The organism is Aliiroseovarius subalbicans (genome assembly GCF_022678625.1).
In the GTDB taxonomy this organism is placed as follows: Bacteria; Pseudomonadota; Alphaproteobacteria; order Rhodobacterales; family Rhodobacteraceae; genus Aliiroseovarius_A; species Aliiroseovarius_A subalbicans.
Map to the genome: position 1 here is coordinate 87,608 of NZ_JALBYQ010000004.1, position 14,531 is coordinate 102,138.

11 protein-coding genes, 1 tRNA gene and 1 pseudogene are annotated in these 14,531 nt (G+C 59.4%); 9 read left to right on the forward strand and 4 right to left on the reverse strand.

What is annotated here, in order from left to right; translation table 11 throughout:
- Nucleotides 1-452: 452 nt before the first annotated feature.
- From MN188_RS13155 to MN188_RS13185, 7 genes and pseudogenes are all read left to right on the forward strand, one after another.
- A complete protein-coding gene (locus MN188_RS13155; protein WP_242109603.1) occupies nucleotides 453-1,826 on the forward strand; it encodes an aspartate aminotransferase family protein in 1,374 nt (457 codons plus the stop codon).
- A gap of 20 nt (nucleotides 1,827-1,846) precedes the next feature.
- The gene (locus MN188_RS13160) at nucleotides 1,847-3,031 is read left to right on the forward strand and encodes a M24 family metallopeptidase (RefSeq protein ID WP_242109604.1); all 1,185 of its coding nucleotides are present in this window, start codon (nucleotides 1,847-1,849) and stop codon (nucleotides 3,029-3,031) included.
- A gap of 4 nt (nucleotides 3,032-3,035) precedes the next feature.
- Nucleotides 3,036-4,202: an acetylornithine deacetylase gene (gene argE / locus MN188_RS13165; protein ID WP_242109605.1), complete on the forward strand. Its 1,167-nt coding sequence runs from the start codon at nucleotides 3,036-3,038 to the stop codon at nucleotides 4,200-4,202.
- 225 nt (nucleotides 4,203-4,427) lie between these two features.
- A complete protein-coding gene (locus MN188_RS13170; RefSeq protein WP_242109607.1) occupies nucleotides 4,428-5,657 on the forward strand; it encodes an MFS transporter in 1,230 nt (409 codons plus the stop codon).
- A 120-nt stretch (nucleotides 5,658-5,777) separates the two neighbouring features.
- A complete protein-coding gene (locus MN188_RS13175) occupies nucleotides 5,778-6,185 on the forward strand; it encodes a GFA family protein (protein WP_242109608.1) in 408 nt (135 codons plus the stop codon).
- Between the two features lie 241 nt (nucleotides 6,186-6,426).
- Nucleotides 6,427-6,510: pseudogene (locus MN188_RS13180) on the forward strand (YaeQ family protein); the annotation flags it as partial.
- Between the two features lie 703 nt (nucleotides 6,511-7,213).
- Nucleotides 7,214-7,287: transfer RNA gene (locus tag MN188_RS13185), tRNA-Gly, on the forward strand.
- A gap of 4 nt (nucleotides 7,288-7,291) precedes the next feature.
- Here the strand turns inward: MN188_RS13185 and glpK are convergent.
- The 4 genes from glpK to MN188_RS13205 are packed head-to-tail and all read right to left on the reverse strand — an operon-like array spanning nucleotide 7,292 to nucleotide 12,107.
- Nucleotides 7,292-8,758 carry a glycerol kinase GlpK gene (glpK, locus tag MN188_RS13190; RefSeq protein WP_242109610.1) on the reverse strand — a complete coding sequence of 489 codons (1,467 nt, stop codon included), beginning with the start codon at nucleotides 8,756-8,758 and terminating at the stop codon, nucleotides 7,292-7,294.
- Nucleotides 8,755-10,227, reverse strand: coding sequence for a glycerol-3-phosphate dehydrogenase (gene glpD / locus MN188_RS13195; RefSeq protein ID WP_242109611.1), 1,473 nt, complete (start codon nucleotides 10,225-10,227; stop codon nucleotides 8,755-8,757). The genes glpK and glpD overlap by 4 nt, the downstream gene beginning before the upstream one ends.
- Nucleotides 10,228-10,242: 15 nt before the next feature.
- Nucleotides 10,243-11,307 (reverse strand): ABC transporter ATP-binding protein, encoded by a 1,065-nt coding sequence (locus tag MN188_RS13200; RefSeq protein ID WP_242109612.1) that lies wholly within the window; start codon nucleotides 11,305-11,307, stop codon nucleotides 10,243-10,245.
- Nucleotides 11,308-11,327: 20 nt separating this feature from the next.
- Nucleotides 11,328-12,107 (reverse strand): IclR family transcriptional regulator, encoded by a 780-nt coding sequence (locus MN188_RS13205; RefSeq protein WP_242109613.1) that lies wholly within the window; start codon nucleotides 12,105-12,107, stop codon nucleotides 11,328-11,330.
- A gap of 154 nt (nucleotides 12,108-12,261) precedes the next feature.
- Here MN188_RS13205 and MN188_RS13210 point away from each other — a divergent pair, with 154 nt between their 5' ends.
- Both MN188_RS13210 and MN188_RS13215 read left to right on the forward strand, forming a co-directional pair.
- The gene (locus tag MN188_RS13210) at nucleotides 12,262-13,512 is read left to right on the forward strand and encodes an ABC transporter substrate-binding protein (RefSeq protein WP_242109614.1); all 1,251 of its coding nucleotides are present in this window, start codon (nucleotides 12,262-12,264) and stop codon (nucleotides 13,510-13,512) included.
- 95 nt (nucleotides 13,513-13,607) lie between these two features.
- Entirely contained in the window at nucleotides 13,608-14,519 is a 912-nt protein-coding gene (locus tag MN188_RS13215; RefSeq protein WP_242109615.1) for a carbohydrate ABC transporter permease, read from the forward strand.
- Nucleotides 14,520-14,531: the final 12 nt, after the last annotated feature.

The window sequence follows — 14,531 nt, forward strand, 5'->3', positions numbered from 1 at the left end:
GGAGACTTTTCCCCCGCCTCGCAATCCCGAGACAGGCAGTATCGACCCGCGTTTTGGACGTCACGAATGCCGGGTAGCAGTCCCCATTGTCTCAACGCGTTGATACCACCATGAATCAACACCTTTGCCAATGACAAAGCACCCCGAACGCTGAATTCGTCTGATGAAACGCGATCCTGAAGGCATGTCCACGCATTTGTCGCCACAGTGCAGGACACCTCAAGCCCACCGCCTATGGCAGCATTCCGACGCCGGAAAAGATTTCAGTTGATCTTGAGGAAACAGCCGTGGTTCAGTTCGGGTATTACCTTGGCAATAAAGGCATTGCGCGCTGCTGCTTTGGTGAGTGGAGCCTTTTTGCTCACAGACCTGGTCGAGTTTGACCGATAGCGTGCAATTGGCTCCTTTCAGATATCATCAGGCGGCGCGCCGCCAAGCCCGAAAGGTAAGCCATGCTGCACAACGACAAACTTGAACAATGGGACCGTGAGAATTTCTTTCACCCCTCAACCCACCTTGCTGAATTCGCACGCGGAAACACGCCCCAACGCGTGATCACTGGTGGGTCGGGCTGCCATATCGAGGATCGCGATGGTAATCGATTGCTTGACGCTTTTGCCGGGCTGTATTGCGTGAACGTCGGCTATGGCCGCCTGGAAATTGCCGAGGCGATTGCCGATCAGGCCAAGGAACTGGCCTATTACCATTCCTATGTCGGCCACGGCACCGAAGCGTCGATCACGCTTGCGAAAATGGTGCTGGATCGCGCACCCGACAACATGTCCAAGGTTTACTTCGGCTTATCCGGTTCCGATGCAAACGAGACCAACATCAAATTGGTCTGGTATTACAACAACATCCTCGGCCGCCCAAAAAAGAAGAAGATCATATCGCGCTGGCGCGGGTATCACGGCTCCGGTTTGGTGACCGGGTCCCTGACGGGGCTGGAGCTGTTTCACAAGAAGTTCGATCTGCCCTTGTCGCAGGTGACCCACACTGAGGCGCCGTACCATTTCCGGCGCGATGACCTGGAGCACAGTGAGGCTGACTTCGTCGTCCATTGCGTGTCAGAGCTGGAAGCGATGATCCACCGCGAAGGTGCTGATACAATTGCAGCCTTCATTGGTGAGCCTGTTCTGGGCACAGGGGGCATCGTGCCACCGCCAGCAGGCTATTGGCCGGCGATCCAGGCAGTTCTGGACCGGCACGACATCCTGCTGATCGCGGACGAAGTCGTCACCGGGTTTGGCCGCCTGGGAACGATGTTCGGGTCCGACCACTATGGCATGCGCCCCGACCTGATCACCATCGCGAAGGGCCTGACATCCGCTTACGCCCCCCTGTCGGGCTCTATCGTATCAGAAAAGATGTGGGCGGTTCTGGAGCAGGGGACAGACGAAAACGGCCCAATCGGGCACGGCTGGACCTATTCCGCCCACCCGATTGGTGCCGCGGCAGGCGTTGCAAATCTGGAGTTGATCGACAAACTGGGATTGATCGAGAACGCAGGCACGGTCGGCACGTATCTCAACGCCGAAATGCGCGCGGCGCTGGCCGACCACCCGCACGTTGGCGACGTGCGCGGAGAAGGCATGATGTGCGCGGTCGAATTCGTAAAAGAAAAAGGCAGCCGCACCTTTTTTGATGCGGGCGACAAGATTGGCCCGCAACTTTCGGCCAAGCTGCTTGAGCAAAGCAGCGTCATTGCGCGCGCCATGCCTCAAGGAGACATTCTGGGCTTTGCGCCACCGTTCTGCCTGACGCGCACCGAAGCCGACCAAGTGGTTTCAGCGACGGTGAAAGCTGTCTCATCTGTCCTGGGCTAATGCGCGGAAAGGAAGCCATGATGACCACCAACAACGCAGCATTCGAGACATCCGAATACGATCGGCGCATCGCCAAGACCCGTGCCGCCATGTCGGCGGCCGGGTTGGATGCAGTATTTGTCACAGACCCCTCCAATCAGGCATGGCTGACAGGCTATGATGGGTGGTCTTTTTATGTCCACCAAGGGGTCATACTCACCTTGGAGGGCGAGCCGATCTGGTGGGGTCGCCACATGGACATGATGGGGGGGCGTCGCACCTGTTGGATGCAACACGGGAACATCATCGGCTATGGCGATCAATACGTTCAATCGACCGATATCCACCCAATGCAGGACCTGGCCAAGCAGTTGGCCGCCCGTGGGCTTGAGCGTTCGCGCATCGGGGTCGAGATGGAGAACTATTATTACACCGCCAAGGCGCATGCTGTTTTAACCGGAGAATTACCCGGCGCGACCTTCATCGACGCGACGGCTTTGGTAAACTGGCAGCGGCTGATCAAATCGGACGCGGAGATTGGCTTCATCCGCAAGGCCGCGCGCATTTCTGAAAAGGTGATGAACACCGCGATTGAACGTGCAGAGGTTGGCGTTCGAAAGAACGACCTTGTTGCGGACATCATGCACGCAGGCATTTCAGGCGTGGGCGATGACTGGGGGGATTATCCGGCGATTGTGCCGCTGACGCCATCTGGCCTTGATGCCACAGCGGCGCATCTGACCTGGGATGGCGCCCCGATGCGCAATGGCGAAGCAACTTTTTTTGAGCTGTCGGGCTGTTACCGCCGGTACCACGCCCCGATTTGCCGCACGGTTTTTCTGGGTAGACCTTCGGAAGACATGCGGCGTGCAGAGGCAGCGCAGATCGAGGGGATCGCCGCAGGTCTTGACGCCGCCCGCGCGGGCAATCGGACATGCGATATTGCCAATGCTTTCATGAAAGTCATGGCCGACAATGGCATTGAGAGATCCGGGCGCATGGGCTATCCCATTGGTCTTAGCTACCCCCCGGATTGGGGCGAGCGGACAGCCTCGATCCGAAGCGAAGATGAGACCGTTCTTCAGCCGGGAATGACCTTTCATTTCATGCCTGCCTTGTGGATGGACAGTTGGGGGTTGGAAACCACTGAGACGATCCTGATCCAAGAGCACGGTTCGGCGCAAACCTTGTGCGATATTGAGCGCAAACTCTTTGTGAAGCCCTGAGCAGATGATCGAACAGACCAAGCGCATTTTGTCAGACCTTGTCGCCTTTCCCACGGTTTCAGCCGACAGCAACATGGACATGATCGCCTATCTCGCCAACCGGTTGGAAGATAGCGGCGCGCGGGTTGATGTCCTGTCAGACGACAGTGGTCGAAAGGCAAATCTGTTCGCCACCCTGGGCCCGCAGCGCGATGGCGGCATTGTCCTGTCCGGTCACAGCGACGTGGTCCCCGTCGCTGATCAGGACTGGGCCACTGACCCGTTTGAGATGGTAGAGCGTGACGGCCTTTTGTTCGGGCGTGGGACCTGTGACATGAAAGGGTTCATTGCGGCAACGCTTGCCATGGCCCCGGTTTTTGCGCGCCAGGTCCGCGACAGGCCGCTTCATTTCGCGTTCACCTATGACGAAGAAATAGGCTGCATCGGCGCGGGGCACCTTGTGCAGAGCCTGCGCGAACGATCGATCAACCCATCCCTTGCCCTGATCGGCGAGCCGACAAACATGCGGATCATCGAAGGGCACAAGGGCTGTTATGAATACAGCACACACTTTCAAGGACTTGAGGGGCATGGTTCCGCACCGGATCTTGGTGTGAACGCGATCGAATTTGCGGTCCGTTACATCAATCGCCTTCTTGATCTGCGTGAAGATTTGAAGTCGATGTGCCCGGACAACAGCCGTTTTGAGCCGCCTTGGAGCACCGTGAACACCGGGGCCTTGAACGGCGGCCATGCACACAACGTCATCGCCGCCAAAGCGACCGTTGATTGGGAGATGCGACCGGTCCAGCCAAGCGATGCTGATTTCGTCAAGGGTTCCCTGAAGACGTATTGTGACGACGTTCTCCTCCCCGCTATGCGTGCGGTTCATCCCGATGCCTCAATTGTGACCGAGGTTATTGGCGAAGTCGAAGGTCTCATGCCCACGGAAAAAAACGAGGCCTTGGAGGTTTTGTCCGAACTAACGGGGGCCAATACATCGGATGTGGTGTCCTTTGGAACCGAGGCTGGTATTTTCCAATCGCTTGGCATGGATGTCGCTGTCTGTGGGCCGGGTTCGATAGAGCAGGCCCACAAGGCAGACGAGTATTTGGCCGTAGACCAATTGGCGCAATGCCTCAAAATGCTGGAGGGTCTTGGGGCGAAACTGGCCGGGGCGCCAGAGCACTAGACCGACCGTTTGCCTTCGAAACTTTGGCTTTGGACGAAAAGAAAGCTCGTTTCGACCTTTTTCAAAGCCTCGTTTGTCACACCTTATTGGACACGATGGACCTGACAGCTCTTGTCACAATCCCCGAAGGCTTTGATGCCAGGCACGCAACCCCCAAGCCTTGAAAGCGACACGCCCCGCAACAATTTCCTTGCGCCGTGGGCTCATGACCGGCAAGCCGAACGTATGAAATCAACCGGGTTCCTCGCTCTAAACGCACCCTTCCTTGGCGCCGGGGTTCTGATGACGTTTGCATCCAGTTTTGGGCAGACGTTCTTCATTTCCATTTTTGCCGGGGAAATCCGGCAGGCCTTTGACCTGAGCCATGGCCAATGGGGAGGGATCTATGCGCTGGGCACGACCATGTCGGCCATCGTGATGGTTTGGGCAGGTGGTTTGACCGATACCTACAGAGTTCGCGTGCTGGGGCCAGGGGTTCTTTTGGGTTTAGCTGCGGCTTGCCTGGCGATGGCTGTAAACCCGTTCGTCTGGGCCTTGCCAGCGATTATCTTTGCGCTCAGGTTTTTCGGACAAGGGATGAGCAGTCATATCGCGGTGGTTGCGATGGCGCGCTGGTTCGTGGCAACGCGCGGCCGCGCGTTGTCGATCGCGTCGCTTGGGTTTGCCTTCGGCGAGGCCACGTTACCCTTTCTGTTCGTGTCGCTCATGACAATCGTTGACTGGCGCGTGCTTTGGATTGTTGGTGTCCTGCTGTGTTTGGCGGGCGTTCCCGTCTTGGCGCGTTTGTTGGGAAAGGAACGTATTCCCGGCTCTCACAGCCAAAGTGAAAGCAGTCTGGGCATGCGGGGACAACACTGGGATCGTGGCCAAGTTCTGCGCAGCCCACTGTTTTGGGTCATGGTCCCAGCCATTTTGGGTCCGGCCGCGTTCAACACTTCTTTCTTTTTCCATCAGGTCGCCTTTGCCGAGACGAAGGGGTGGAGTCATGTGGACCTGGTGGCGTTTTTCCCGCTCTACACCCTTATGGCGATCGGGGCGATGATGGTTTCAGGCTGGGCGTTGGACCGATTTGGCACGGCCCGGCTTATGCCCCTATATCAATTGCCGATGGCTGTTAGTTTCCTGATTTTCGCGATTGCAACGGGACCAGGTACCATGTTCTGGGGCTTCCTTTTCCTAGCCCTCACAACCGGGGCCAATTCGACCCTTCCTAACGCCTTTTGGGCTGAGTTTTATGGCACAACGCATATCGGATCCATCAAGGCCCTGGCCGCCGCCGTGATGGTGTTGGGGTCCGCGATCGGGCCAGGGCTGACGGGGTGGCTGCTTGATCGCAGTTTTGGTTTGGAACAACAATTCGTCGCCATCGCCGCCTATTTCGCTTTCGTGACAGCGGTGATGGTTTTCGGAATCAGAAAGGCGGCGCAATCCCTGCCGCAAGACGCGTTCCGGTGAATTGCATCTCCGACGCACATGGACCATCCTGCTCTGGTTCACACTCTCTGAATTCCTTGATGATCACCGCAATTCCCTTAGTGTTGTGTGAGCAATGATGCCAGAAACGAAGGAAACCCTATGACGAGACTTACCGGCGAATGCCTCTGTGGTGCCATCTCATTCGAAGCAGAAGGCGAGGTTCCTGTCATGGCGAATTGCCACTGCACCGCGTGCCGCCAGTCAACAGGAAGTGCCTTTGCCACTTTGATGTTCATGAAACAGGACGATGTGAAAATCACCGGCGCGCCGAAAACGTTTCAACACAAGTCAGATGCTGGAACTGTGATGACCAAGCATTTCTGCGACACTTGCGGAACACCGCTTTTTACGCAGAACTCAGCTCGTGAAGGCATCCTTGGCTTGCGCGCGGGTCTCATCAATGAACAGGAAGAATTCGCCCCGAAAGTGAACGTTTATACTTCGAGCAAGATGAACGCGACCGTCTTGGACGACGCGCTTCCTGCTTTCGAGAAGATGCCTGGCTAAACCCACGTTGCCTCCCGAGGCGTTTCTCTGGAGGCAACAAAACTTTTGAAGACCAGAGGCGGTGTTCGGTCCTTGTCGCGTGCAAGCTTCCTCACAGTCGGCGCCGGATGGGACCAAGTGGTTTTCTGCTTCGAAAAGCTGCACAGCTTTGGCAATGTCCCTTTCGCCCAGGTTTTTTATCTGCTTTCACAAAGCCAACAGACGCATTAGGCATCCCCATCTACGCTAGTCGGGGAAAACCATGGCGCAAAAAGCCACCATCTATAAAGTTGAGCTTTCCGTTTCTGATATGGATCGCCACTATTATGAGACCCATACCGTGTCCTCGGTGGTGATGGTGACGTTCCGACGGCCCAATGATGGGCTTTATCACGACGTGCTAGCCAGCGTTGACGGCGACTTTGACAAGCTGCCCTTTTCCCTCAAACGCATCGGCGATTGTGAGGCCCCTGCGATCATCGCCGCCGCCACCTATGCGGGTCACAAGTATGCTCGCGAACTGGACACGCCGATCGATCCCGACGAGCCCTTGCTCCATGATCGCGTCGATGTAGGGGAACGGTGAGGGAACGGCGAATAGCGCATTTCCAACTCGCTTCGGCGGTTGTCCACCTTTGCGCGCCTTAGGTTTCCACGATCGACCCCAATGCCCAGCCTTGCGGTACATGCGATGCCCATCTGTGTGACGTCAGTTCTTACCCAACGCCTGCCGGCTACGCGCATCATTTGGTGGCTTTTTTTGGAATAGGCTGCGGGACCGCCGACGGCCAGCATTTTGCCGATTGGATCAATTCGACCATCTTTGAAATCGAGGTGCTTTGAGCCGCAAAGCACCTTGGTGTCATTCTACGCCCCATTTCAGCGTAAATGATGAAATTCCAGGATGGGCTCGAAGTCACTTTCCGTAACAGTGCGGTGGATTGTCGGCCTGGGGTGGGAATTGGACGGTAGTTTCATGCAATCCCATTCGGATAACGACCGCATACTTGACGCCCCGAACCCTATGAAATATGACCTGATTTCACTGCGCGGGCGTTGTGTAGTGGTAAGACCTTAGCCTTCCAAGCTAATGACGCGGGTTCGATTCCCGCCGCCCGCTCCAGCCTTCATTCTTTTGTCAAAGTTCGGCGCACGGCGTCTTTCCAAGTCGCGATGCGGCTTGTGCGTGTGGGGGAGTCCATTCTCGGTGCAAACTGCTTGTCCAGCGCCCAGGTGGCGGAAAAACCGGTCTGGTCGGGATAGACGCCCGCCCGCATGCCGGCCAGCCAGGCGGCACCCAGGGCCGTGGTTTCCTGCACGATGGGGCGGTCAACATTGGCGCCGGTGATGTCGGCCAGGAATTGCATGGTCCAGTCCGACGCGGTCATGCCACCGTCGACACGCAGCGCGGCGCCGTCGCCTGCGCCCATGTCAGCCTGCATGGCTTCCAGCAGGTCGTGTGTCTGGAACCCCACGCTTTCCAGCGCCGCGCGGGCAAACTCGCGCGGACCGGAGTTGCGGGTCAGGCCGAACACCGCTCCGCGGCACGCGGAGTCCCAGTAAGGCGCGCCCAGCCCGGTAAAGGCGGGCACCAGGGTCAGGGTCTGTTCTGGGTCGGCGGCGTCCGCCATCGCGCCGGTCTGGGAGGCGTCGTCGATGATCCCCAGCCCGTCGCGCAACCATTGCACCACCGCGCCCGCGATGAAGATTGAGCCCTCCAGCGCATAGGTCGGCTTGCCGTCCAGCTGATAGGCGATCGTGGTCAAAAGGCGATTGCGCGAGGTGACGGCAGTGTCCCCGGTGTTGAGCAGGGCAAAACATCCGGTACCGTATGTTGATTTCATCATGCCCGGTTCGAAACAGGCCTGGCCGATGGTGGCGGCTTGCTGATCCCCGGCGACGCCCAGAATGGGCACGGGGGTGCCCAGCACCTCGGTCACGCCGAAATCAGCAGCGCAATCGTGCACTTGGGGCAGAAGCGACTGGGGGATGTTCAGCAGGGTGCAGATCTCGGCGTCCCAGCATCCTTCGTGGATGTTATAAAGCATCGTGCGCGCGGCATTGGTGGCGTCGGTGGCGTGCACTTTGCCGTCGGTCAGTTTCCAGATCAGGAAGCTGTCCACGGTGCCAAAGGCGAGATCTCCGGCCTCGGCCCGGGCGCGGGCGCCGGGCACGTTGTCCAACATCCAGCCGACCTTGGTCGCCGAGAAATACGGGTCCAGCAGCAGCCCGGTGCGCGCGGTGATCATCGCCTCATGCCCGCCCGCGCGTAAGGTCGCGCAGGTGTCGGCGGTGCGCCGGTCCTGCCAGACGATAGCATTGTGGATTGGCTCGCCAGTGGCACGATCCCAGATCAGCGTGGTTTCACGCTGGTTGGTGATGCCGATGGCGGTGATGTCGTGACCCTTGGCGGCCTTGCGCATAGTGTCCAGCGTGCTGCGCCAGATATCGGCGGGGTCATGTTCGACCCAGCCCGAGGCGGGGAAATGCTGTGGGAATTCCTCTTGCGCGCTGGCGACGGGCCGCATGTCGCCGTCAAAGACGATGGCGCGCGACGACGTGGTGCCCTGATCGATGGCAAGGATATGGGTCATGGGTTTTGCTCCATCCAGGTTGCGACGGCATCGCGCTCGGCCGCGCTCAGCCTAAGCCCCAGTTTCGTGCGCCGCCAGAGCACGTCTTCGCCGGTGCGGGCAAATTCGTGGTCGCGCAGATAGCTCAGCTCGACCTCGCTGAGCGTTGCGCCGAAATCACGGCCCAGGTCGACGGCCTGCTTGGCGCCGCCCAGAAGCGCGCGCGCGCAGGTGCCATAGGTATGGACCAACCGGTCTGCCCAGTCCGGGGTCAGGAAGGGATAGGTCAGCTGCAACTCTCCCACCAGCGCCCGCGCGCCGTCCCAGGGGAAATCTCCACCGGGCAGGGGGACGCGCGCGGTCCAGGGTTTGCCCAATCCCAGCTTGGCCAACGCGGCTTCGGACAGGCGGCGATAGGTGGTGATCTTGCCTCCGAACACATTGAGCAGCGGCGCGCCGTTCTGGTTCAGGGACAGCACGTAGTCCCGGGTCGCCTCGGTTGCCGACGAAGCGCCGTCATCATAGAGCGGCCGCACGCCGGAAAAGCGCCAGACGATGTCCTCCATCGTTATGGGTTTCGCCAGGTATTGCGAGATCAGATCGCAGAGATACTGCGCCTCACCGTCGCTGCAGGTCGGGTCGTCCGCGCTGCCGTCATGGTCCAGATCCGTGGTGCCGATCAGTGTGAAATCCCGTTCGAACGGCATGGCGAATACGATCCGATTGTCACTGCCCTGCAGGATATAGGGCTGATCATGCTCGAACAGCCGCCGCGTCACGATATGTGATCCGCGCACCAGCCGCACGCCTTCGGTGGATTTCACCCCAAGCGTGTCGGTGATGACATCCGAAATCCAAGGCCCGGCGGCATTGACCACAACCTTGGCGCGGTGGGTTTGCGGGCCCTCGGCTGTGTCGACTTGCACCTCCCAAAAGCCGCTGTGGCGGGTGGCGCCGGTTACGCGGGCGCGGGTCAGGATGGTGGCGCCGCGCTGGGCTGCATCCACCGCGTTCAACGTCACAAGGCGGGCGTCCTGCACCCAGCAATCGGAATACTCGAAACCGGTGGTCAGATCGTCGTTTAAAACCGCCCCAGCCGGGTGGTTGCGCAGGTCCAGTGTGCGGGTAGGGGGCAGGATCTTGCGTCCCCCCAGATGGTCATACAAGAACAGCCCAAGCCGCAGTAGCCATTGCGGCCGCAGCCCCTTGTGATGTGGCAGGACAAAGCGCATTGGCCAGCTGATGTGCGGCATTGCCTCCAGCAGAACCTCGCGTTCGCGCAGCGCCTCGCGCACCAGGCGAAATTCATAATATTCCAGATACCGAAGCCCGCCGTGGAATAGTTTGGACGAGGCCGAACTGGTGCCCTGAGCCAGGTCGCCCTTCTCGGCCAGGGTCACGGACAGCCCCCGCCCGGCGGCGTCGCGGGCAATGCCGCAACCGTTCACACCGCCGCCGATGATGAACAGGTCGACGGGATCGTTCGTCATTTTCGTGTCTCCGCTCTAGCGCAGTCGCGCTTCTGTCGTCGTGTCGAAAAACATCGCTGTGGCCGGGTCAAAGTCCAGGGTTACGTTTGCCCCGGCAGGTTGCACATCGTCGCCTTTCGTTTCGACCACGATCCGTTCTCCAGTCGGAGTGTCAAGGTAATCATAGGCCACCCCGCCCAGTCGCTCGGAGATGTCCACCACGATGGGCGACGCATCATCTGCCACAAGTTTCAGGTTCTGCGGGCGCAAGCCTACGGTCACGGCGGCACCGTCCCCGGGCAGGGCCACCTGCGCCTGAACCAACGCGTCGCCAAGGGCGGGCAAGCGAACCTTGCCGCCCTCCACGACGCCTTGCATGAAATTCATCGACGGTGAGCCGATGAAACCTGCCACGAACTTGTTGTCGGGATCCTGATACAGGTCCATCGGGCTGCCGACCTGTTCGATGTGGCCCGCGCGCAGCACCACGATCTTGTCGGCCAGGGTCATCGCTTCGACCTGGTCATGCGTGACATAGATCATCGTTGCGCCGATTTCGTTGTGCAGGCGGCTGATCTCGACCCGCATGTCGACGCGCAGTTCGGCGTCCAGGTTCGACAGGGGTTCGTCGAACAGGAACACGTCGGGGCCGCGGGTGATGGCGCGGCCGATGGCGACGCGCTGGCGTTGGCCGCCTGACAGAGCCTTCGGCTTGCGCTTCATGTAGTCGCCCAGTTGCAGGATTTCGGCGGCCTTTCCGACCTTTTCGGCCACTTCAGCTTTGGGCATGCCGTTCATCTTCAGCCCGAACCCCATGTTCTCCTCAACCGTCATGTGCGGATACAGCGCGTAGGTCTGGAACACCATCGCCACGCCGCGATCCGCCGGGTCCACATCCGTAACGTCGCGCCCGCCGATGGCGATTTTGCCCGCGGTCGTTTCTTCAAGCCCGGCGATCATGCGCAGAAGCGTGGACTTGCCACAGCCCGAGGGGCCGACGAAGACGCAGAACTCTCCGTCTTCGATTTCAAGGTCGACCCCATGGATGACCTGCACGTCGCCATAGCGCTTTATGGCCTGGTTGAGGGTAACTCCGGACATGTGTTCGTCTCCGTTTTGGGTCAGGCGGGGAATTGCCAATGGGTGGCTTCGGTCCCGATTTTCTCGGCGGTTTCCAGAAGGGGCGCGCGGAAGGTATCCAGCCCTTTCAGGGTGTGGCGGGTGGTGGCGGTGGCGATCGACAGCGCGCCGATCACGCGGCCATTGGTCGACAGGATCGGCGCGGCGATACTGATGATGCCATCCTCATGTTCTTCGCGGTCATAGGCGATGCCGGTCTCGCGGATGCGCTCCAGCTCGGACGTCAGGGCGCCCGCATCGGTGATTGTTGCCTTTGTGTATTGGAAAAACGCCTGCTGACGCAGCGCCAGTTGCAGCCGCTTGGGCGCAAGGAAGGCCAGCATGGCCTTGCCCACACCCGTGCAATACGCGGGCGCGATCTTGCCGGCCTGCGCCAGGGTCTCGAACCGGTCTGTGGCCTGCAATTTGTCCACGAACAGAACCTGCCCCTGATCGATCTGCGCCAGGTGCACGGTCTCTCCGACCTCGGCGGCCAGAACTTCGATAAACGGCCGTGCGATCGGCGCAAGGGATGCGGTCTTCCACGCCGAATGTGCCAGACGCATCAACCGCGCGCCCAGCGAATAGGTGCCATCCTGTTCGTCGAAATCCAGCATGCGCTGATTCGTGAGCGTCTGCAGCAGGCGGTAGCTGGTCGCCTTGGGGTGAGGTGAGCGCGCAAGAACATCCGTGAACCGAACAGGGCGGCCAAACTCCGCCACAAGGTCAAGCATTTCCAATGCCTTGCCTACGGTTCCGTCTGATCTCACGGTGGTATTCATTCGCGATTTCCTCCCTGTCTCGAAGGCGGCGGGGCCCACGAAACTGTTGACAACTCTAGTCTCGTCGCGCAGTGTTTTCAATAGTTGAGATTAGGTTTCAATATTTGAAACAGAATATCAACACCGAATTGACTGGAGCATAAGGGAGGAAACCATGTTTCATAAACTCACCAAGGCCGCTGCCGCGCTGGCCCTGACCACTGGCCTTGTCACCCCGGCAATGGCCGAGCTGTCTGGTACGATGCGCATCATCTCGGACATGTCGAACCCGGCGCCGCGCGCGATCATCGAAGGGCTGGCATCGGACTTTGACGCCATGCACCCCGATCTGACGGTCGAAGTCGAAATCGTCGACCGTGACGCCTGGAAATCGCAGATCCGCAACGCGCTGACCGCGAATGCGCCCGACGTGATCAACTGGTATGCCGCCAACCGCATGGCCCCCTTCGTGGGCGCGGGCCTGTTCGAAGATATCTCGGACATGTACGAAAACGGCGATCTGCCGGGGCTGGATTCGGTCAAGGGCGCGCTGACGATTGACGGCAAGCAGTGGGGCGTTCCCTATACCTACTACCAGTGGGGCATCTATTACCGCGAAGACATCTTCAAGGAGCTGGGTCTGAGCGAGCCGACTACTTTCGATGAAGAGATGGCGAACTGCCAGGTCATCATCGACTCGGGCCGCAAGTGCTATTCGATCGGGTCGAAGTTCCTGTGGACCGCTGGCGGCTGGTTTGACTACATGAACATGCGCACCAACGGGTTCGACTTCCACATGAAGCTGGCCACCGGCGAAGCCTCCTGGACCTCGGACGAAGTGCGCGCGACCTTTGCCAACTGGCGCAAGCTGATCGACATGGGCGCCTTCATCGACGACCACCAGACCTATAGCTGGCAGGAGGCGCTGCCCTTCGTCGTGAAAGGTGAAGCGACGGCCTACCTGATCGGCAACTTTGCCGTGCCGCACCTGCGTGAGGCGGGTCTGACCGACGATCAGATTGACTTCTACCAGTTCCCGAAAATCGGCGACCACCCGATGGGCGAAGACGCCCCGACGGATACGTTCCACGTGGCGTCCGGCGCGCAGAACAAGGAAGCCGCGCGTGCCTTCCTGCAATACGTGACCTCGGTCGATGTGCAGACCGCGATCAACGGCCCCGATGGGCTGGCACAGCTGCCGGTGAACGCGAATGCCTCTGTCGCGGATGACGAATTCATCGCGCAGGGCTTCGAGATGCTGTCGAAAAACGCCACCGGCGGGATCGCGCAGTTCTTTGACCGTGACTTCCCGGCCGAAATGGCCTCGGTCGGCATGGAAGGCCTGCAGGAGTTCATGGTGTTCCCGGACAACCTGGATGACATCCTGAACCGGCTGGAAGCTGCGCGGACGCGTATCTACAAGTAAGACCAACGGCGCGCCCCTTTCCGGGGCGCGCCACCCTTGCTGGTCATCGGCAAGCCCCGCAGGGGTTTCCCCATGACATGTTCTGGGAGGATCCAATGTCGGCCGCCACCACTCAACGCAGCTGGTACCAGCGCAACAAGATGACGGTCACGCCGCTTCTGTTCCTGTTGCCCGGTGTGCTGTTCTTCGTGATCTATGTGATCAGCCCGATCATCCAGTCCTTCAACATTTCGTTGTACGATTGGGACGGGCTGGGCGAAGCGACCTATATTGGCCTTGGCAACTACGAAGAGCTTTTGACGGACCGCGCGTTCGAGATTTCACTGTGGAACAACGTGAAATGGTTGGCGCTGTATCTTCTGGCGGTGCCCGCCGGGCTGTTCATCGCGCTGTTTCTCAATCAGACGGTCGTGGGCATCCGGCTTTACAAGTCTCTGTTCTTCTTTCCCTTCGTGATCAGTCAGGTCGTCGTGGGCCTTGTGTTTTCATGGTTCTATTTGCCGAGAGAAGGGTTGCTGAACGCGCTTCTGACTTTCCTGGGGTTGGATACGGTGAACATCCTGGGCGACCCAACTTTGGCCACCTATGGCATCATCGCCGCAGGGCTGTGGCCACAAACGGCCTATTGCATGATCCTGTATCTTACCGGTCTGAACGCCGTGGACCCCGAGCAGATCGAGGCCGGGCGTCTGGACGGCGCCAAGGGTGTGCGCATGTTGTGGCATGTGATCTTGCCGCAGCTGAAGCCTGCGACCTTCATCGCCTTCGTCGTGACCATTATCGGCGCGCTTCGGTCGTTCGACCTGATTTCGATCATGACCAATGGCGGGCCGTTCGGATCAACCCGCGTGCTGTCGTTCTACATGTTCGAAAAAGCACTGTCGGAATACGGGTTCCGCATGGGCTATGGCTCGGCGATCGCCGTGGTGCTGTTCCTCATCATGCTCGTATTCATCGCCTATTTCCTGTGGTCAATGTATCGCGACGAACAAGAAGCCCGGCGCTGAGTAAGGGAGAGC